17 protein-coding genes are annotated in these 19096 nt (G+C 68.5%); 11 read left to right on the forward strand and 6 right to left on the reverse strand.

Features of this window, described 5'->3' with window-relative positions; all coding sequences use genetic code 11:
• Positions 1 to 71: 71 nt before the first annotated feature.
• A complete protein-coding gene (gene murJ / locus DIZ26_RS23575) occupies positions 72 to 1727 on the reverse strand; it encodes a murein biosynthesis integral membrane protein MurJ (RefSeq protein ID WP_112245059.1) in 1656 nt (551 codons plus the stop codon).
• Entirely contained in the window at positions 1720 to 4095 is a 2376-nt protein-coding gene (locus DIZ26_RS23580; protein WP_112245061.1) for a DUF6049 family protein, read from the reverse strand. Before DIZ26_RS23580 ends, murJ begins: the two co-directional genes overlap by 8 nt.
• A gap of 63 nt (positions 4096 to 4158) precedes the next feature.
• On the opposite strand from DIZ26_RS23580, the gene DIZ26_RS23585 reads away from it, so the two are divergent.
• A complete protein-coding gene (locus DIZ26_RS23585) occupies positions 4159 to 5577 on the forward strand; it encodes a CCA tRNA nucleotidyltransferase (protein WP_112245456.1) in 1419 nt (472 codons plus the stop codon).
• 7 nt (positions 5578 to 5584) lie between these two features.
• Positions 5585 to 6262, forward strand: coding sequence for an alpha/beta fold hydrolase (locus DIZ26_RS23590; protein ID WP_112245063.1), 678 nt, complete (start codon positions 5585 to 5587; stop codon positions 6260 to 6262).
• On the opposite strand, the gene DIZ26_RS23595 is transcribed toward DIZ26_RS23590, so the two are convergent.
• Positions 6259 to 7080, reverse strand: coding sequence for an aminotransferase class IV (locus DIZ26_RS23595; RefSeq protein ID WP_157979795.1), 822 nt, complete (start codon positions 7078 to 7080; stop codon positions 6259 to 6261). The genes DIZ26_RS23590 and DIZ26_RS23595 overlap by 4 nt on opposite strands.
• A gap of 63 nt (positions 7081 to 7143) precedes the next feature.
• Here DIZ26_RS23595 and DIZ26_RS23600 point away from each other — a divergent pair, with 63 nt between their 5' ends.
• The gene (locus DIZ26_RS23600; RefSeq protein WP_232828571.1) at positions 7144 to 7752 is read left to right on the forward strand and encodes a hypothetical protein; all 609 of its coding nucleotides are present in this window, start codon (positions 7144 to 7146) and stop codon (positions 7750 to 7752) included.
• Here DIZ26_RS23600 and DIZ26_RS23605 read toward each other — a convergent pair whose 3' ends face one another.
• Positions 7753 to 8205: a GNAT family N-acetyltransferase gene (locus DIZ26_RS23605; protein WP_112245069.1), complete on the reverse strand. Its 453-nt coding sequence runs from the start codon at positions 8203 to 8205 to the stop codon at positions 7753 to 7755.
• Between the two features lie 127 nt (positions 8206 to 8332).
• Here DIZ26_RS23605 and DIZ26_RS23610 point away from each other — a divergent pair, with 127 nt between their 5' ends.
• Entirely contained in the window at positions 8333 to 9637 is a 1305-nt protein-coding gene (locus tag DIZ26_RS23610; RefSeq protein WP_232828544.1) for an amidase, read from the forward strand.
• Here the strand turns inward: DIZ26_RS23610 and DIZ26_RS23615 are convergent.
• Positions 9628 to 11556 carry a discoidin domain-containing protein gene (locus DIZ26_RS23615; protein ID WP_112245070.1) on the reverse strand — a complete coding sequence of 643 codons (1929 nt, stop codon included), beginning with the start codon at positions 11554 to 11556 and terminating at the stop codon, positions 9628 to 9630. The genes DIZ26_RS23610 and DIZ26_RS23615 overlap by 10 nt on opposite strands.
• A gap of 133 nt (positions 11557 to 11689) precedes the next feature.
• Here DIZ26_RS23615 and DIZ26_RS23620 point away from each other — a divergent pair, with 133 nt between their 5' ends.
• Entirely contained in the window at positions 11690 to 12703 is a 1014-nt protein-coding gene (locus tag DIZ26_RS23620; RefSeq protein WP_112245072.1) for a LacI family DNA-binding transcriptional regulator, read from the forward strand.
• A 160-nt stretch (positions 12704 to 12863) separates the two neighbouring features.
• On the opposite strand, the gene DIZ26_RS23625 is transcribed toward DIZ26_RS23620, so the two are convergent.
• Positions 12864 to 13451 carry a TetR/AcrR family transcriptional regulator gene (locus DIZ26_RS23625; protein WP_232828545.1) on the reverse strand — a complete coding sequence of 196 codons (588 nt, stop codon included), beginning with the start codon at positions 13449 to 13451 and terminating at the stop codon, positions 12864 to 12866.
• A 63-nt stretch (positions 13452 to 13514) separates the two neighbouring features.
• Between DIZ26_RS23625 and DIZ26_RS23630 the strand changes: the two genes are divergently transcribed.
• Genes DIZ26_RS23630 through DIZ26_RS23655 form a run of 6 tightly spaced genes read left to right on the forward strand, consistent with a single transcriptional unit; the run spans position 13515 to position 19077 of the window.
• Complete coding sequence (locus tag DIZ26_RS23630; protein WP_112245074.1) at positions 13515 to 14747, forward strand: acyl-CoA dehydrogenase family protein; 1233 nt, start codon at positions 13515 to 13517, stop codon at positions 14745 to 14747.
• A complete protein-coding gene (locus DIZ26_RS23635) occupies positions 14744 to 15598 on the forward strand; it encodes an SDR family oxidoreductase (protein WP_112245076.1) in 855 nt (284 codons plus the stop codon). Before DIZ26_RS23630 ends, DIZ26_RS23635 begins: the two co-directional genes overlap by 4 nt.
• A complete protein-coding gene (locus tag DIZ26_RS23640; RefSeq protein WP_232828546.1) occupies positions 15595 to 16686 on the forward strand; it encodes a phosphotransferase family protein in 1092 nt (363 codons plus the stop codon). Before DIZ26_RS23635 ends, DIZ26_RS23640 begins: the two co-directional genes overlap by 4 nt.
• Before the next feature lies 1 nt (position 16687).
• Complete coding sequence (locus DIZ26_RS23645; protein WP_112245078.1) at positions 16688 to 17371, forward strand: histidine phosphatase family protein; 684 nt, start codon at positions 16688 to 16690, stop codon at positions 17369 to 17371.
• Positions 17372 to 17380: 9 nt separating this feature from the next.
• Complete coding sequence (locus tag DIZ26_RS23650; RefSeq protein WP_112245080.1) at positions 17381 to 18127, forward strand: SDR family oxidoreductase; 747 nt, start codon at positions 17381 to 17383, stop codon at positions 18125 to 18127.
• Positions 18127 to 19077: an LLM class F420-dependent oxidoreductase gene (locus tag DIZ26_RS23655; RefSeq protein WP_112245082.1), complete on the forward strand. Its 951-nt coding sequence runs from the start codon at positions 18127 to 18129 to the stop codon at positions 19075 to 19077. Before DIZ26_RS23650 ends, DIZ26_RS23655 begins: the two co-directional genes overlap by 1 nt.
• The last annotated feature ends 19 nt before the right edge of the window (positions 19078 to 19096 follow it).

The following is a 19096-nucleotide window of genomic DNA, read 5'->3' on the forward strand; positions in this document are numbered from 1 at the left end:
CATGCTAGTACCCCGCGGCGCAGGTGCTCCCGGCCACGCCAAGCGGGGTGCACGAGCGCACAAGCGGCGGATCAGGCGCGCCGGGACCGGCCTGGCAACTTCGATGTGACCATGGACACCACGTCGGTGACCTCGTGAATACGTAGTACCCGGGCCACCGCCACGTACACCGGCAGCATCACCGCGGCTGCGATCGCCAGCAGCACCGCCGAGGTGACCGGACCGTTCCAGTCGGTCACAGACTCGATCACGCTCACGACGGCCCGGCCGATCCCCGCCCCGACGACGGCCGCGATGACCATGGCCAGCAACGGCAGCCCGATCCCCGCTCCGGCCACCTTGGGGATCCGGCGGGCGAGCACGCGGCGCGACAGCAGTACGGCGACCAGGTAGGCGAGCGCGTACGCCGCGCCCAGCATCACACCGCTGTACCGCAGGTGCTCCTTGTCCAGCAGCACTCGCACACCGATCAGCGCTGCAGCGATGTTGGTCGCCGCGATCGCGCACTGCATGAAGAACGGCGTCCTGGTGTCCTCGAACGCGTAGAACGTGCGCAGCTGGAAGTACTGCACGGTGAACGGCACCAACCCGAGCGCCAGCGTCATCAGCGTGTAGGCCATCAACTGGGTGTTGTTCTTACCAGCGCCGTACCCGGCGATCACCGTGACGATCGGGTGCGCGAACGCGATCATCGCGGCCGCCGCCGGTACGACGATCGCCAGCGTCTGGCGGATCGAGTTCGCCGACAGCCGGGCCACCTCGGTCACGTCGTTCTCGGATGCCAGCGCGGACATCTGCGGCAATGCGGCCGTCGCCAGCGAGACGGTGACGATCCCGTGCGGGACCAGGATGATCAGCATGGCCGTGCTGTAGGCGAACAGGCCGGCCTTGGCGCCGGGGTCGGTCGACGCGCTACCCGCGATGGCGAGCTTGGTGACGACCACGAGGGTCACCTGGTTCACCGCGACGAACAGCACCGTCCAGGTGCCGAGCTTGGCTGTCTGGCCGAGGCCGGTGCCACGCAGCCCGAACTTGGGCACGTACGTGTGCCCGCTGGCCTTCAGGTACGGCAGCAGCACCAGGAGTTGCACCGCGATGCCGACGGTGTGGCCCAAGCCGAGCAGCAACTCCTCGCCATGCGTGAAGGTCGGCGGGTTGTCACCGGCCCGGTAGATCAGCAGGAAGGTGATGATCGAGGCGCAGGCGACGATGTTGTTCGCGATCGGCGCCCACATCATCGGGCCGAACCGGCGGCGCGCGTTCAGCACCTGGCCGACCAGCACGTACGCGCCGTAGAAGAAGATCTGCGGCAGGCAGAGCCGGGCGAACATGATCATCGAGGCCTTCTCGGACGCCCGCGACGGGTCGTGCAACTCCTTCGGCAGGTACAGCTCCGAGATCTGCGGCGCCAGCACCACACAGCCCACGGTGACGACGGCGAGAACCACGAAGCCGAAGGTGAGCAGCCGGTTGGTGAAGTCCTGACCGCCGTCGTCGTGGTTCTTGATCGCACGGACCAACTGCGGCACCAGCACGGTGTTGAAGATGCCGCCGGCCAGCAGGATGTAGAGGCTGTTCGGAATGGTGTTCGCGGCGGTGAAGATGTCGCCCCGCAACGCCGTACCGATGGCTGCGGCGAGCAGGGCGATCCGGACGAATCCGAGCAGGCGGGACAGCACCGTTCCGGCTGCCATCACCGCCGCGGATCGCAGGGTGCGGTCAGCCATCCTTCGTCCCGACTCCTTCTTTCAAGCTCTGCTGGGCGTGGCCGTTCGGTTCGGGGGTGGCCGCGAGGTGCGGTTGCAGCTCGTCGGCGAGCGGCTCGACCGGTTCCGATCCGGCGTCGACGGCGTCAACGGCGCCGTCGGTGGTGCCGGTGGTGTCGAGCGGGGCCGGGTGCAGCGGGTCCGGGCCTGGTTCGGTGGCGCTCGGGTTCCGCTTCTCCGAACGGATCCGCCGGTAGATCCGGACCGCCGACGTACCGAACAACAGCGCGCAGGCGGAGCCAACCAGGATCCAGCCGACACTGCCGTACTGTCGGGCCTGGATCACCAGCTCCTGCGACTTGCCCACCGGCGCCTGGGACTGCGAGATCACCTTGGCCTCGGCCCGGATCAGGCCGTTCTGCTCGGCACTCGCCTTGATCTGGAAGGTCGCCTTCTGGTGCGGCGGGACGATCTTCTGCTGGATCGGCTGGATCCGCAGGTCGTCGCGGTTCGGCGAGGAGACCGCGACGCCGATCCGGATCGTGACGTCCAGCCCGTTCTCTACGGTCAGCGGGAACTGTCCCTTGCTGCCGGACAGGTTCACCTTGATCGCCCGGTGCTGGCCGCGAACGCCGCCCGCGTTCGTCACCAGGTGCACCTTGTTGAGCTGCGAGGTGACTCCGCCTTCTTCGTAGCTGACGAACCGCTGAGCCTCGTCGGCGAATCCGCGCCAGCTGTAGGAGGAGGCCCGGAGCAGTGCCCGGCGCAGGTTCTCGTCGGCCTGCTCGATGTCGTTCAGCAGCGAGACGAAGGTGGTCGTCGCGTTGCCCAGCTTCCGCACCTGGTCGAGCTGACCAGGGCTGAGGCCGGGTGCCGGCCGTCCCGCGGGTGGTGCCTTGGTGACGACCGGTTTCGGCGTCGCCGCGATGATCTCGGTCAGCGTGACCGGCTTGACCCACGGCAGGATGCTGAGGCTCTGCACCAACTGGACCGCGGCCTGACCGTCCGGGTCCCAGCCCCGCGGCGGCAGCGCGACGACGGAGATCGGGCCCTTGCCGCTCGATGCGAGCAGCTCGGTCTCGGCGGCGAAGCGCTGCCGGACCTGCAGCGGTGACGAGGCGTCGGCCGGATCGGGGCCGCCGGCGGTCAGCGACGAATCGGCGATCACGGTCCTGACGCTCTTGACCGGGCCCTCAGGCGTGAGCACGTCGTAGACCGGTGAAGGCGACAGACTCGGCCGGTCGGCGGCAGTCCACGAGGAGCTGCTCACCAGCGTGGTGTCGTCCGGCCTGGCCCCGGCGTACCCCGTGGAGGCAGCGGCGAGGTTGCGGCTGGTGACCGCTCCGTTCTCCAGCCACAGCCCGGATCTGAATCCCTGCGCGCCGCCGAGGTTGTACTGCTCGGTGGCGGCCCGCGACTGGCCGACCAGGTCCCTCAGCCCGCCGGCGGCCTCGATCAAACTGCCCACGTCCGGGTCGCCGTACGGGAGCAGGACGACGGGGTTCTTTGCACGAGTGGCGTCGAACGCCCGAAGCCAGTTGGCGACCGCTTTTGCGCCAGTGCCGGGCCGGCTCACGTTGTTGTCGCCGACCACCCGGTAGCCGTCGCGCATCTGCCGGGCCTCGTCGAGCATGCCTGGATCGACCAGCCAGGTGACCTTCTGCTTCTGGCCGAGCGCGAGCAGTCGGCCGAGCGCACCGGTCGGGGCCATCGACTGGGCCAGCGACTCGTTCGCGAACCGGTCGGCGGCAAGCAACGTCGGCCGGTGGCGCAGCGGCAGCACCACCGCGGTGGTCACCTTGCGGGCGGTCGGCTTGCCGTCGGTCACCGGCATCAGCATCCGGCTCCGGCCGGCGGTGATCCGGTTCGTCGCCTTCTGTCCGTCGACGGTCGTCGCGACGGTGCCGCGGAACATCACGCCGACCACGTAGACGCCGGGCTTCTTGCCGATGTGCCACTCGGCGAACGGCACCACCAGCTCGAACTTGACCCTGGCCTTCGGGACGAGCGGTTCGGTGAAGGGCTGGAAGGTGGCGGCTTCGGCACTGTCGAGGCCGTGGCAGTTGTTCCGGTTCCCGACCGGCTTGCTCTCCTCGGTCGGGATGTCGGCGAGCTCGGCCCGGGTGGTCAGCCGCTCGGTGTCGATACAGGCGATCGCCTGCGGCACCTCGAGCGTGACGTTGCTGGTGTTCGTGACCGTGCCGGTGATCGTCACGGCCTGGCCGACCTTGGGGACCGCCGGGGTGAACGAATCGATCGCGACGTCGACCACCGGATCGTCGGCCTGCGGGCTCGCACCGGCGGTCGTCGCGGCGGAAACTGTTGCCGACGCAACGATCATCAGGCTCGCCGCCGTCGCCGCGGAGAGCCTCAGTCGCCGTCTGAACACGCCGTCACCGTAACCTAGTTCCCCGTGTCCTCTACTGCCGACCGTTCTGCCACCCCTGGATCGCTGACCGCCGTGCAGCGGAAAGGGGTCCAAGCGTTGCTGGAGATCGCGCCGGTGGTCGACGAACTGGGCAACCGGTTCGCCGCGGCCGGGCACGAACTCGCCCTGGTCGGCGGTCCTGTCCGGGACATTCTGCTGGGTCGCGGGAGCAAGGACCTCGACTTCGCCACCTCGGCGCGGCCGGAGGCGGTGGAGAAGTTGCTGGCCGGCTGGGCGGACCACGTCTGGGACATCGGCAAGGCTTTCGGCACCATCGGTTGTCGGAAGGGTGAGTGGATCCTCGAGATCACCACCTACCGCTCGGAGTCCTACGATCCCACCTCGCGCAACCCCGAGGTGTCCTACGGCGACAATCTCCCCGACGACTTGTCCCGGCGCGACTTCGCGATGAACGCGATGGCGGTCCGGCTCCCGTCGCACGAGTTCGTCGACCCGTACGGCGGGTTGGCGGACGTCGCCGCCAAGGTGATCCGGACGCCGGGATCACCAGAGGACTCGTTCTCCGACGACCCGCTGCGGATGATGCGCGCGGCCCGGTTCGCCGCCCAGCTGGGATTCACCCCCGACCCGGCCGTGGTGGCCGCGATGACGGCGATGGCAGAGCGGATCACGATCATCTCCGCCGAGCGGGTCCGGGACGAACTGGTGAAGCTGGTCTGCGCGTCCTATCCGCGGATCGGCCTGGACCTGCTGGTGTCGACCGGCCTGGCCGACCACGTCCTGCCCGAGCTTCCCGCTTTGCGGCTGGAGCGCGACGAGCACCACCGGCACAAGGACGTCTATGAGCACTCGCTGACCGTGCTGGAGCAGGCGATCGAGCTCGAGCCGCGACTCGGTGGGACCGAGCCCGACTTCATCAGCCGGTTCGCCGCGCTGATCCACGACATCGGCAAGCCGAAGACGCGCAAGTTCGAGGCCGGCGGCAAGGTGACCTTCCACCACCACGACGTGGTCGGGGCGAAGCTGGCGAAGAAGCGGATGAAGGCGCTCCGGTTCAGCAACGAGCAGATCGAGCAGGTCGGCAAGCTGGTCGAGCTGCACCTGCGCTTCCACGGCTACGGCACCGGCGAGTGGACCGACTCCGCCGTACGCCGGTACGTCCGTGACGCCGGCGACCTGCTCAGCCGGTTGCACATCCTCACCCGGGCCGACTGCACCACCCGGAACAAGCGCAAGGCGGAGGCCCTGCGGTCGGCGTACGACGAGCTGGAAGAGCGGATCGCCCGGCTCCGGGAGCAGGAGGAGCTGGACTCGATCCGCCCCGACCTCGACGGCAACCAGATCATGGAGATCCTCGGCATCGGTCCCGGCCGCGAGGTCGGCGAGGCCTACAAGTTCCTGATGAACCTCCGGATGGACGAGGGCCCACTCGGCGAGGACCGTGCTCGCGAAGAGCTCCTCAGCTGGTGGAACAACCGTTAGCCGACTGATGACCGAGTTCACCCTCGTCCGGGACGACGTGGAGCTGCGGGGTACGGCGACCGGCAGTGGTCCGACCGTCCTGCTCCTGCACGCCGGGGGTGAGGAGCGCGGGGTGTGGGCGCCGGTGGCGGCCGTACTCGATCAGCGCAACTTGCGGAGCGTGGCCTACGACTTGCGTGGGCACGGCGCCAGTTCGGGACAGGCGATCACGCTCGCGCCGATCGCGGCAGACGTCGCCGCGATGATTCACCGGGAGCCTGCACCGGTCGTCGTGGTGGGCGCGTCACTCGGCGGCCTGGCGGCGGTCGGTGCGCTCGCCGACCCGGACACGGCCCAGGCCGTCGCCGGGTTGATCCTCGTCGACGTCGTCCCCGAACCCGATGCGCCTCGGGTCCGGGCCTGGCTCGACAGCATCGGCCTCCGCGACCGGCGTACGAACCTCGTCGAGGACATCTTCGAGCACAGTCACGAACTGCTGGCCACAGCGACAGCCCTCGAACTGCCGATCCTGCTGGTCCGTGGCGGGCCGACCTCCCCGCTCGCCGATGCCGAGGTCGACCGCTTCCGCGCCGCCAAACCCACCGTCGTGGTCACCCGCATTCCAGGCGCAGGACACCTGATCGCCCGCGATGCGCCCGAAGAACTCGGCCGCCTGATCGCGGACCAGGCCACGAGCTGGCTCTAGATCACGTCGAGCGGAACCGCGGCGTAGGCACGCGCGATGAGCTCGGCCGACGCCGGATCAGACTTGTACTGCGTGGTGCCGGCCGGCGTGGTGATCGAGGCGACCGGGAGTGCAGAGTCGATGGAGTTCGTGAGGTACGCCGCGTCGTAGTCGGCGATGGTGCTCAGGGGGACGGGCACCGTTTCACGTGCAACGCCGACAGCTTCGAGGCCGGCTTGGAGCGTGAGCATGGTGATGCCGGGGAGGACGGCCGCCTCGGGCCAGATGATGCGGCCGGCTCTGGCGAAGCAGATGTTCCAGATCGAGGCTTCGGAGACGTTGCCCGAGCGGTCGTAGAACAGCGCATCGTCGTACGACGCGAGCCGCGCCTGGCGGGCGTAGTACGTCAGGCTGAACGTGCCGGTGTGTTTCAGGTGGGGGACGGGGCGCTCGTGCTCGAAGGCGAGCAGCCTCGGTGGAGTGCTGGTCGGAGCGATCGGATCGGAGACGGTGACCAATAGGTCCGGCTCGGGTTGGAGCGTCTCGGCTCGGCGGGTTTCGGCACGCGGCAGGACGAAGGCGCTGATGCGGACGGAGACATCGACCGACCACGCGCGATCGAGCGCGGCTCGTAGTACGGAGAGCACCCGGTCGGCCGAGAGGCCCTGGCCGAAGAGTTCGCGGGAGCTGCGGTCGAGCCGGTCGAGGTGCTGGGCCAGTCCACGGACGCGGCCGTCGCGGACCTGCATCGAGGTGAAGTGCCCGTAGCTGGTTGCCCTCAGCAACATAGGTGGCAGGGATTCGAGCGGTATGCCGTTCAGCTCCAGGTTCTCGGTCACACCCACAAGTCTGCGCGCAGCGGTCCACCCGGTGCGCTGGTCTAGTCTCACGGCGTGGACCTCATGAGCATCATCGGGTGGGGCGGCTCGGCACTCGTCGTGGTGTCGTTGCTGCAGACCCGGATCCTGCGACTGCGTGTACTGAACCTGATCGGCTGCGTGATCCTGGTCGGCTTCAACCTCGCCATCCCCGTCTGGCCGATGGTCGGGATGAACGCCGTACTGGCCGTGATCAACGTGATCCAGCTCTGGCGACTGCTACGCCACCGGCACGACGACGCGGAGTACGCCGTCCTCGAGGTCAACCCCACCGACGCGTACCTCGGCCACGTGCTGACCGCGCACGGCAAGGACATCAGCCGGTTCAACCCGGGCTTCACCTCGGCCGCCAGCCCGTACGCGTTCCTGGTCCAGCGCGGCGAGCGCACCGTAGGCGTCGTCCTCGCCCACGACGCCGGGAACGGCCGCGCCCAGATCGACCTGGACTACGTCCTCCCGGAGTACCGCGACTTCACCCCCGGCGAGTTCGTCTACCGCCGCAGCGACGTCTTCACCGACCACGGCTTCCACCAGGTCATCGCCCCCCGCCGCATGCGCAACTCAGCCTCCTACCTCAACAAGGTCGGCTTCCACCGCGAAGACCAGGACCTCGTCCTCGACCTGCCGCAGTGATCAGAGGTTCTTGGCGAAGCAGAGGGAGGCTGGTTCGTGTTCGAAGGGGGGATAGGGCGGGGTGGGGGTGTAGCCGTGGTGGGTGTAGAGGGCTCGGGCTTCGTGTTGGGCGGTGCCGGTTTCGAGGCGGAGGCGGGTTAGGCCGAGGCGGCGGGCCGCGGACTCGACCTCGGCGAGGAGGAGGCGGGACAGGCCCCAGCCGCGGGAGGCCGGTTCGACGTACATGCGTTTGATCTCGCCGAGGCCGGGAGAGACCGGTTGCAGGCCGACGCAGCCGACCGGGGTGCCGCCGACGAGGAGCAGGATGAACCGGATGTCGGGGTGCAGGCCGACCAGTGGCTGGTCGTCGCCGTAGATGGCGGCGAGCTCGGCCTGCTGGGCGGTGGTGAGCGCGACGATGTCCGGGTCGGTCGACGTCGCCGAGCGCAGTTCCGCCTCGTCGATCAGGGTCATGACGGCGACGGTAGCAACGAGCCGTGACGCTGCTGTTTCGCTTTCCTCACCGATGCTGCGCCCGGTTGTGAGGCCGACAACCCGCAACGGATGCCGATCGACGGGCAGCCGTGCTCTGATGTTGGCTGTGGAGTCCATCGAGGCGATTGCCGCATCCGTCCGAAGTGGTGCAGTCGATCCGGTCGACCTGGTTGAGCAAGCGTTGCAGCGGGCCGAGGAGACGGCCGCGCTGAACGCAGTCGTTCACCTGGACGCAGAAGGAGCACGCAAGGCTGCCGTCGCGCATGACCGTCGTGGTGCGCTGGCCGGCATACCGGTGCTGGTGAAGGAGATCATCGAGGTCCAAGGCCTGCCGTACCGCTGCGGTTCGCTCACGATGGACGAACTCGGCAGCACCGACGCAGACGTCGTACGGCGGTTGCGGGCGGCCGGGGCAATCGTCATCGGGCTCAGCCACAGTCACGAGTTCGCCTATGGCTGCACTGGCACCTCCAACCGAGCTGGACCCTGCCGCAATCCGCACGACCCGTCGCGGATCACCGGTGGCTCCAGTGCCGGTGCTGCTGCGGCAGTAGCCGCCGGTGTCGTCCCACTGGCGATCGGCACGGACACCGCCGGCTCAGTGCGGATCCCTGCTGCCCTGTGCGGAGTGGTCGGCTTCAAACCCGCGCGAAACACACTGTCCACCAACAGAGTCTTCCCGCTGTCCCAGAGCCTGGACCACGTCGGCGTACTCACGGCCACGGTCGCCGACGCGCAGTACGCCGTCGATGCACTGACTGCACAACACACAGCCCGTACTGCGAGCCCGCCGCGCCTCGGACTGGTGTCGAACCCCGAGCACCTCGACTGCTCACCAGAGGTGACCAAAGCCTGGTCTGCTGCAATAGCAACGCTCCGGGCCGCCGGCGCCGCGATGAGCGAGGCGAAGGTCCCCGACTGGGCGGAGACCAACCAGACCGCGATCGACCTGCAGGGGCCCGAGGCGGTCGCCAACCACGTCGGCCGGAACGTCGAGAACTACCAGCCCGACGTCCAGGAGCGATTGCGGGAGGCGGTCGAGATCCCGGCTTGGCGCTACGTCAAGGCTCGCGAGCAGGTCCTCGCGGTGACCGTCGAACTCGGGACGACCATCAGCCGGGTCGACGCCCTGCTGCTGCCGACCGTCCAACTGACCGCTCCGACGCTGAGCGAGGTCGAGGCAGATTCGCTGAGCATCCGAGCCAAGCTCATGCGCAACACCCGCCTGGCCAACCTGACCGGCTACCCGGCGTACAGCATCCCAATGCCGACCGACGGCCTGCCGGGCGGTCTCCAAATCATTGCCTTGGACAACCAATCCGCCAGTGCGGTGGCGCGCTGGGTCGAGCAGGCCCTGACCTCCCGTCCACCGGCTGTGGACGGGAGATCAAGCGGGGCGGATCAGCTGTAGAAGCGCACGTCGGCGAGCGTCCACCAGTGGTCACTGGTACTGGTCGAGGTGATCCGGAGGTAGCGCGCCCGGGTCGGCGCCACGTCGATGTTGGTCAGCTGGCCGTCCGACGTACCGGTGGCCAAGGGCCGCCACGTCGTGCCGTCGTTGCTGTAGGTCAGCTTCCACGAGGCGGCGAAGTCGCCCAGATTGCCGCCGCTGTCGAGCGCCACCCGGCGGATCGTCTTCGCCGTACCGAGGTCGACCTGCAGGTACTGGTCCGGCGCCTGCGCGGCCTTCGACTGCCAGAGCGTCGATCCGTCGGCATCGATCGCCGCCGCCGCATCACCAGCCGGTACTGCGGAAGCCGTCGCGCCGGCCAGCGAGATCGGCGCCAACCACGAGCCACCCGAGCGCGGCCAGGTGAACGTCGCGAGTGCTCCACCCGGCAGCGTGTACTCGAACAACTCGTCGCCGACCGCCACCGCGAAGGACCGCGGGTCGTCGTTCTCGTTGTGCACGACCAGCGCGGTCGAGCCGTCCGGGTTGCGGAAGGCGGCGTCCATCAGTTGCCCGTTCCACCCGGTCGTTCCGTACGACGTGGAGCCGATCCGTACCGCGCCGGGCTTCACGAACTTCGACAGGTGCCCGATCGTGTAGTACTCCGCGTCCGTGCTCACCGTGCCGTCGGGCTGCAGCGTGACGAGGCCGGTGCAGGTGTCGCAACCACCGAGGTGCGGGCCGCCAGTGGAGTCGAGCGCGATGTTCCAGTTCACGACCGACTTGCCCCAGTTCCGCGTGACTCCAAGTGCGAGGTTCCTGGCGTGCCAGGTGAGCGTGCCGCGGAAGATCTGCTCAGGTGTGTCGGTCGCGCCGTGCGAGCCCGAGCACTCGGTGAACCAGATCCCCTTCTCCGGAAAGGCCTTCTGCAAGGCGCTCTGCGCTGCGGCGCTGCCCGAGTAGCAGTGGTACGCCGTACCGGCGATCCACTTGGCGGCAGGAGAGCTGAGCAGTTGGTACGGGTAGTCGGTCTCCGGGTCCTCGCCGGGCGGCGTACTGGCGACGTCACCGGGGTGCGTGGTCCAGTTGTGGTCGTAGCCGAGGATCTTCGTGCGTGGGCTCGCTGCGTGCAGCAGTGGGCCGAGCGCCTCGATCACGGCGGCCTCCTGCCGTACCGGCATGTCCGTGCCCGGGTAGCCGCCCGGCTTGCGGTTCTGCGGCTCGTTCTGCACGGACAGGAAGTCGACCGGTACGCCGGCCGTTGCGTACGCCTTCACGAACTTCACCAGGTAGCGCGCGTAGGCGTTGTAGACAGCGGGGTCGTCCTTGAGCCGGCCACCGATCAGCGAGTCGCCGGTCTTCATCCACGCGGGCGGGCTCCACGGCGTAGCCATCACCTTGACTGCCGGGTTGAGTTGCTTGGCCCGGCGCAGCAACGGCAGCACCTGGGCCTGGTCGTGCGCGATGGTGAAGTGCCGCAGCGCGAAGTCGGTCTGCCCGGCAGGCATGTCGTCGTACGTGTAGTGCTCCGCGGCGGCGGTGAAGTCGGACGAGCCGACCGGCTGGCGCAGGAAGCTCACGCCGATGCCCTGCTTCGGATCGAACAGCGAGCGCAGTGTCTTCTCCCGGTCGGCCGCGCTCAGCCGGTAGAACACCGCCGCGGACGAGTCGGTGATCGCCGCGCCGAAGCCGTCCATGGTCTGGTACTTCGTGGCCGGGTCGACCGTGATCGTCGTGAGCTTGCTGGCCGTCCGGCTGAACGCGACGGGAGCCCGTTCGTGCAGCAGTTCGGTGCGGTCCGGGGTGGTGACCCAGACCCGGGCCGCCGATCCGGTCGAGTGGCTCTGGGCGGGAAGCCGGGCGGCGTCGGCGCCGACGGTCACCCCGCTGAGCACCAGGGCGGAGACCGTGACGGTCCCGCCGATCGCTTGCCAATTCATAGTTCTCCTTCACAGCGGGCGGGCTGTAACAAATGAAACACCTGCCAGGTGTTTCCTGCTCAGAAAACCGTCGGTATAGCGGACTGTCAAGACTGGGATTAGGGTGCAACTGTGAAACAAGGTGATGTAACAAATGCCTAGGCATCGCGCCACCGTGCGGGACATTGCGGCCGAGACCGGCGTCTCGATCGCGACCGTCTCCCGGGTGCTCAACCAGGCCGGCAACGTGGCGCCGCAGACAAGGGAGCTGGTTGAGCAGGCCGTCGAGCGCCTCGGACTCCGGGCGCCCGGTCCGCGCGGAGGACAGCCGAAGCCGGTCGCGGGCGCGGTCTACGTCCGCTGCCCGTACGTGCTGACCGACTACTTCGGCCTGATCGTCTCGTCCATCGCGGAGACGCTCGAGCGGTACGGTCGCCGGCTGGTGCTGGATGCCGGCGAGGCCGCTCAGCACACCCAGGCGCTGGCGCGGCTGACCGGCGGGCACGGGCTGGCCGGCGCGATCCTGATCCTCCCGCCGGAGCCGGGTGAGGAGCTTGTCCGGCTGCAGGGCCGTCGGTTCCCGTTCGTCGTGGTCGACCCGCGGACGCCCTTGCCGCGAGACATCCCGTCCGTCTCGGCCGCACACTTCTCCGGCGCGCGCCAGGTCACAGCGCATCTGGTCGAGCTCGGCCATACCCGGCTCGGGGTGATCGCGGGGCCGCGGGAGTGGCTCGCGAGTGACGCGCGGATGGGGGGCCATGCGGCCGCTTGCGCCGACGGCGGGATCCTTCCGGATGCCGAGTTGGTCCGTTACGTCGAGCCGACGATCGAGCAGGGGTACCGCGCGGCTGGGCAACTGCTGGATCTGCCGGAGCGGCCGACTGCCTTGGTCGCCTTCAACGACAAGGCGGCGGTCGGCGCGATGCAAGCGGCGGTCGAGCGCGGTCTGCGGATTCCGGACGATCTCTCGATCGCCGGGTTCGACGACATCGATCTCAGCCGGGCCACCTCGCCACAGCTCACCACGGTCCGGCAGCCGCTGCAGGAGATGGGCCGGATGGCGGTGAGCCTGCTGACCCGTCTCCTCGACCGCCACGAACTCGAGGCACTCCACGTCGAACTGGCTACTGAACTGATCACCCGAGCCTCCACCGCCCCACCAAACTAACCACCCCACCCTTCTGCGAACCCACACTTTCGGGGGTCGGCCCCTCAACGTGTGGGTTGTCTGCCTGGATACCGCGCGCCAACCCACACTTTGAGGGGATAACCCCCTGAGAGGTGGGTTCGCCGGTTGGCCGGGGGCGCGGGGTTTGATGGGGGCGGGGTTAGAGCGTGCGGAGGGCGTGGAGGGCGGCTATGGACTGGTCTACCAGGGTTTCCGCCGTCACTGGGCGGTCGGGTTCGGGGAGGCCGGACCACTCGACGGCGAGGTCTTCGACGTACGCGAGCCAGGCGTGGACCAGCATGCGCACCGGGGAGGCCGGGTCGGTCGCGGCGGCGGAGTCGCCGAGGAGATCGAGCACTCGGGTGGTCAGCCCGGCGCGGGTCTCGGCGTAGATCTCCACGACGTACAGATCTCCTCCGGCTGCTCCGCGGACGAAGGAGATGTACGAGTCGCGCCGCCGGGTCACGAAGGCGAGGAAGGCCAGCAGCATCTCCCGCAGTTGCTCGGCCGGCGGCAGCGACGGGTCAGGCTTGGTGACTCGCAAGAGCCGTCGCCCAGCCGCGCTGACCACCGCGATGTAGAAGTCGCGCTTGGTCGGGAAGTAGTGGAACAGCAGCCCGCGGGAGATCCCCGCTTCGGCCGCGACCGCGTCGATCGACAGCTGGTGGATCGGCTGGGTCCGCAACATCCGCAGCCCGATGCCGACCAGTTGCTTGCGGCGATCCTCCGCTGTCAGTCGCTGGCGCACGCTATTGAGCATTGCTCAGTAAGTGCGCTACCGTCAAGGAACACCAAGCTGAGGAGGCGTGGGATGGGTTTCGAGCCGTCCAGCAGAGCTCAGGAACTGATCGGCCGGGTAGAAGAGTTCATCCGGACCGAGATCGAGCCGATCGAGGCCGAGGTGCACGCGGCGACGAAAGCCGCCGAAGACCCGTGGCAGCCGCTCCCCGTCTACAAGGAGCTGCAGGTCAAGGCCAGGAAGCAGGGTCTCTGGAACCTCTTCCTCCCGCCCGCCGAGCCCGGCAACGAGCAGTACGGCGAAGGGCTCAGCAACCTGGACTACGCCCCGATCGCCGAGCTCACCGGCCGCTCCTTCCTCGCGCCGTACGTGTTCAACTGCAACGCACCCGACACCGGCAACATGGAGGTGCTGCTCCGCTACGGCTCGCCCGAGCACAAGCAGCAGTGGTTGGAGCCGTTGCTGGACGGCAAGATCCGGTCCGCGTTCTGCATGACCGAGCCGGATGTCGCCTCGTCCGACGCCACCAACATGGCCGCGACCGCGATCGTCGACGGCGACGAGGTGGTCCTCAACGGCCGCAAGTGGTGGAGCACCGGCGTCGGCCACCCGGACTGCGAACTGCTCATCTTCATGGGCCTCACCGACCCCGACGCCCACCGCTACGCCCGCCACACGATGGTCCTCGTCCCGCGCAGCACCCCCGGCGTCAAGATCGAGCGCCTGCTCCCGGCGATGAGCCGGTACGACGAACCGCACGGGCATGGCGAGGTCTCCTTCACCGACGTCCGCGTGCCGGCCTCGAACATCCTGGTCGGCCCTGGTCGCGCGTTCGAGATCGCCCAGGGACGACTCGGTCCCGGCCGCGTTCACCACTGCATGCGCCTGATCGGCCTCGCGGAGAAGTCGCTCGAGCTGGCACTCCAGCGCGGCACCTCCCGTACTGCGTTCGGCAAGCCGCTCGTCAACCTCGGCGGCAACCGCGAGCGCATCGCGGACGCCCGGATCGCGATCAACCAGGCGAGACTGCTGGTGCTGCAAACGGCGTACCTATTGGACACCAAGGGTCTGGCGGGCGCGTTGAGCGAGGTCAGCCAGATCAAGGTCGCCGTACCGCGGATGGCGCAGGACGTGATCGACATGGCCATCCAGTTGCACGGTGGTGGCGGGCTCTCCGACGACTTCCCGCTCGCCGCGGCGTGGACGAGTGCCCGTGCGCTCCGGCTGGCCGACGGGCCCGACGAGGTGCACCGTGGAGTCGTCGCGAAGATCGAGCTGTCCAAGTACACCAAGGAGTCGAAGTGAGCAGGGTTCTCGTCACCGGTGGCGCGAGCGGGCTCGGCGCCGCGCTGGTCCAGCGATTCGTTGCCGACGGCCACAAGGTGCTGTGCACGGACGTCGCCGCCGAGGTCACCGGGCACGGCGCCACGGAGTACCGGCAGTTGAATGTGCGGGATGCCGATGACTGGGAAGCCGCCGTCGCCTGGTGCGAGGAGAACTGGGGCGGCCTCGACATCCTGGTGAACAACGCCGGGATCGCGACCGGCGGACGGATCGACGTCGAGTCGCTGGACGAGTGGGACCGCGTCGTCGACATCAACCTGATGGGTGTGGTTCGCGGTTGCCGCGCGTTCACGCCGATGTTCAAGCGACAGCGCTCGGGTCACTTCGTCAACACCGCCTCCGCGGCCGGGCTGGTGCATCCGCCGATGATGAGCTCGTACAACACGGTGAAGGCCGGTGTGGTCGCGTTGTCCGAGACGCTCTCGCACGAACTGAGCCCGTACGGCGTGAGCGTGTCGGTCGTCTGCCCGTCGTTCTTCCGGACCAATCTGGCCGACTCGATCCAGGGCGACGACACCGAGATGGGCGCGACCGCGCGGAGGCTGATCGAGAAGTCACCACGGACCGCGGACGATATCGCGGCCAAGGTGATCGCCGGGGTGAAGAAGCGCCAGTTCCTGATCATCCCGGACCGGCCGGCCCTGATCGCCTGGCGTACCAAGCGTTTCGCCCGCCCGCTCTACGACCGCCAGATGCGCAAGATCGCCTCCCGGGCCCGCGAGCGCGCGGAAGCGCCCGGCCCGGCAGCGGGTGGGACGGGGGCAGGTGGGTCGACCGGCGCGAGTTCGGTACCGACGGCCGGGGAGCGGTGACGGCTCCGTTGGCAGCGAACGAGGGCGGTGCGGAAGCTCCCGCCGGGGCGCGCGAGGTGCGCGATGAGGACGCCTTCGATGTCGCGGCCGTCGACAGTTGGCTCAGGCAACGAACCGAGCTTCCCGCTGGGCTGCCGGAGGTCAAGCAGTTCTCCGGCGGCGCCTCGAACCTGACCTACCTGCTCCGGTACGCCGGCCGCGACCTGATCCTGCGTCGTCCGCCCGCCGGGACCAAGGCGAAGAGCGCGCACGACATGGGCCGCGAGTACCGGATCCAGTCCGCCCTGGCACCGGTCTTCCCGTACGTACCGAAGATGGTTGCCCACTGCAACGATGACGCCGTCATCGGATCCGAGTTCTACGTGATGGAGCGGATCGCCGGCACCATCCCCCGCCGGTCCGCGCTCGGTGTCGACCTGACTCCTGACCAGACCCGGCAACTCGGCCACACCTTGATCGACACGCTGGTCGACCTGCATCAGGTGGACCCCGCCGCAGCCGGCCTCGGCGATCTCGGCCGCGGCGCCGGGTACGTCGAGCGCCAGGTCTCCGGCTGGACCGGCCGCTACCGCAAGGCGAAGACGTGGAACGTGCCCAGCTTCGAGAAGGTGATGAGCTGGCTCGCGGCGAACCAGCCTGCCGACGTACGGACCTGCGTGATCCACAACGACTTCCGGCTCGACAACGTCGTCCTCGATCCAGGCGATCCGCTGAAGGTCGTCGGCGTACTCGACTGGGAACTGGCGACGCTGGGGGATCCGCTGATGGATCTCGGCAGCGCGCTCGCGTACTGGGTGCAGACCGACGACGACTGGGCCTTCAGGCGCTTCAAGATGCAGCCGTCCGACCTTCCCGGGATGCTCACCCGGGACGAGATCGTCCGCTACTACACGGAGAAAACCGGTACCGAACCGGCGAACTGGGCTTTCTACGAGGTGTACGGACTGTTCCGGCTGGCCGTGATCTGCCAGCAGATCTACTACCGCTACCACCACAAGCAGACCAGGAATCCACGGTTCAAGAACCTCTGGCTACCGGTCAATCTGCTCGAGCGCCGCTGCCGCCGGATCATCCGCAAGGCGGCCTGAGATGGGCGCGATCTACCTCGTACGACACGCCCAGGCGTCGTTCGGCCGCAGCGACTACGACCAGCTCTCGCCACTCGGTGAACGACAGGCCGAGCGCCTCGGCGAAGCCCTGGCCGGGCGCGGAGTGAAGCCCGATCTCGTCGTCGCGGGTGCCATGCAACGCCACGCCCGTACTGCGGAGCTCGCGCTCGCTGCCGCCGGGCTCGAGACGAGTGTCGACGTCGACGAGGGGTTCAACGAGTTCGACCACGACCAGGTGATCGTCGCGCACAAACCGGCGTACAAGCGTCGTGCGGTACTGCTCGCCGATCTGGCGCGGACCGGTCACCCCGCTCGGGCTTTCCAGGAGATGTTCACGGCTGCGACCGAGCGGTGGGCGTCGAGCGACGGTGCGGGTTACACAGAGAGTTTCGCCGACTTCTGCGAGCGCGCGGAGCAGGCAGTACGCCGTACCGCGGACCGCCTCGGCAAAGGCGAGACCGCGGTCGTTTTCACCTCGGGCGGACCGATCGCCGCGATCGCCGGGCGTTTGCTCGGCGGCGACGACGGACTCTGGCGGCGGCTGAACCCTGTCACGATCAACACCGCGATCACCAAGCTGGTGTCCGGTCGCAGCGGTCTGACGCTGATCAGCTACAACGAACACGCACACCTCGACGGCACCGACATGCTCTCCTACAGATAGGGCTGGTTCATGCGACGCAACATCCTGATCACCGGGGCGAGCGCAGGCTTGGGCGCGGAGATGGCCCGTCAGTTCGCCGCCAAGGGGCGGAACCTGGTGCTGACCGCTCGCCGCGAGGACCGCCTGAAGACCTTGCAGGACGAGCTGACCACCGCCCACCCCGGGATCGAGGTGGTCGTCCGCCGGCTCGACGTGACCGATCACGACCAGGTGTTCGAGGTGTTCCGCTCCGCCGACGCGGAGCTCGGCGGGCTGGACCGGGTGATCGTCAACGCCGGCATCGGCAAGGGGACTCCGATCGGCACCGGGCGCTTCGATGCGAATCTGGCGACGACGATGACGAACTACGTCGCAGCGCTGGCCCAGGCCGAAGCGGCGATGGAGCTGTTCCGGGCCCGGAACGCGGGCCATCTGGTGCTGATCTCGTCGGTCGCCGGGCTGCGCGGGATGCCCAAGGCGATGACCGCGTACTCCGCGAGCAAGTCGGCGATCGCCGCGGTCGGTGAAGGTCTCCAGCTGGAACTGCTCGGCAAGCCGATCAAGGTGAGCGTGATCCAGCCCGGGTACATCAGGTCCGACCTGAACGAAGGGGTTCGCAAGCTGCCGTTCGTCGTGGATACCGAGCCGGGCGTCCGCGCGATGGTTGCGGCGATCGAGGCGGAACGCGCCAAAGCCGTCGTCCCGTCGTGGCCGTGGCGTCCCTTGAGTTCGGTGCTCAAGGTCGTGCCGGTCTCGCTGTTGAAGAGGGTGATCTGATGCGCTGGGGTCTGACCGTGCCGTTGACCGGGGTGCCGCTGCGTGACCACCGGCCGTTGATCAGTGAGCTGGCCTCGCTCGGCTACACGGATCTGTGGTCGGCCGAGGTGGCCGGGGCCGACGCGTTCACCCCGCTGGTGCTCGCGTCCGAGTGGGACGAGCGGCTGCGGTTGGGGACTGCCGTGGTACCGGTGCATACGCGTGGGCCGGCCGCGCTGGCGATGAGCGCGGCGGCGTTGGCCGATCTCGCGCCGGGGCGGTTCGTGCTCGGGATCGGGGCGTCGTCGGAGACCATCGTGACCGGGTGGAACGGGATCGCGTACGACCCGCCGCTCGCGCGGACCCGCGACGTACTGCGGTTCCTCCGGCAGGCGCTGGCGGGGGAGAAGGTGGACGGGGAGTTCGACAGCTTCACGATCAACCGGTTCCGGCTGGAGAAGGCGCCGGAGATCCCGCCCGCGATCATGCTCGCCGCGCTTCGGCCGCAGATGCTGAAACTGGCCGCGCGGGAGGCGGACGGGGCGATCACCAACTGGCTGTCGGCTGCCGATGTGCGGCAGGTGCGCGCCGAGTTGGGCGACGACAAGGAACTCGCGGCGCGGATCTTCGTCTGTGTCACCGAGGACACCGAGATGGCGCGCAACATCGGGCGGTACCTGATCGCCACCTATCTGACCGTGCCCGGGTACGCCGCCTTCCACGACTGGCTCGGGCGCGGTGAGCAGATGAAGGAGATGCGCGACGCCTGGGCGGCCGGTGACCGGAACGCCGCGATGGCGGCGGTTCCGGTCTCGCTGATCGATGAACTGGTCGTGCACGGTTCGGCCGACGACTGCCGGGCTCAGATCGACGCCTACGTGGCGAACGGCCTGGACACCCCGATCATCGCCGCGCTGCCGACCGGCACCGATCTGCTGGAGACGGCCTGGGCGCTCGCACCGACTCACTGAGACGACGTGCCGGCGCAGG

The organism is Kribbella monticola (assembly GCF_003261635.1).
GTDB lineage: Bacteria > Actinomycetota > Actinomycetes > Propionibacteriales > Kribbellaceae > Kribbella > Kribbella monticola.

What these genes read in the sequence shown, in the direction of transcription:
- DIZ26_RS23605 (WP_112245069.1), bottom strand. Translation starts at nt 8,205, where the DNA reads ATGACCCTGATCGACGAGGCGGAACTGCGCTCGGCGACGTCGACCGAC.
- murJ (WP_112245059.1), bottom strand. Translation starts at nt 1,727, where the DNA reads ATGGCTGACCGCACCCTGCGATCCGCGGCGGTGATGGCAGCCGGAACG.
- DIZ26_RS23600 (WP_232828571.1), top strand. Translation starts at nt 7,144, where the DNA reads ATGAGCATCATCGGGTGGGGCGGCTCGGCACTCGTCGTGGTGTCGTTG.
- DIZ26_RS23650 (WP_112245080.1), top strand. Translation starts at nt 17,381, where the DNA reads ATGCGACGCAACATCCTGATCACCGGGGCGAGCGCAGGCTTGGGCGCG.
- DIZ26_RS23590 (WP_112245063.1), top strand. Translation starts at nt 5,585, where the DNA reads ATGACCGAGTTCACCCTCGTCCGGGACGACGTGGAGCTGCGGGGTACG.
- DIZ26_RS23630 (WP_112245074.1), top strand. Translation starts at nt 13,515, where the DNA reads ATGGGTTTCGAGCCGTCCAGCAGAGCTCAGGAACTGATCGGCCGGGTA.
- DIZ26_RS23655 (WP_112245082.1), top strand. Translation starts at nt 18,127, where the DNA reads ATGCGCTGGGGTCTGACCGTGCCGTTGACCGGGGTGCCGCTGCGTGAC.
- DIZ26_RS23615 (WP_112245070.1), bottom strand. Translation starts at nt 11,556, where the DNA reads ATGAATTGGCAAGCGATCGGCGGGACCGTCACGGTCTCCGCCCTGGTG.
- DIZ26_RS23645 (WP_112245078.1), top strand. Translation starts at nt 16,688, where the DNA reads ATGGGCGCGATCTACCTCGTACGACACGCCCAGGCGTCGTTCGGCCGC.
- DIZ26_RS23620 (WP_112245072.1), top strand. Translation starts at nt 11,690, where the DNA reads ATGCCTAGGCATCGCGCCACCGTGCGGGACATTGCGGCCGAGACCGGC.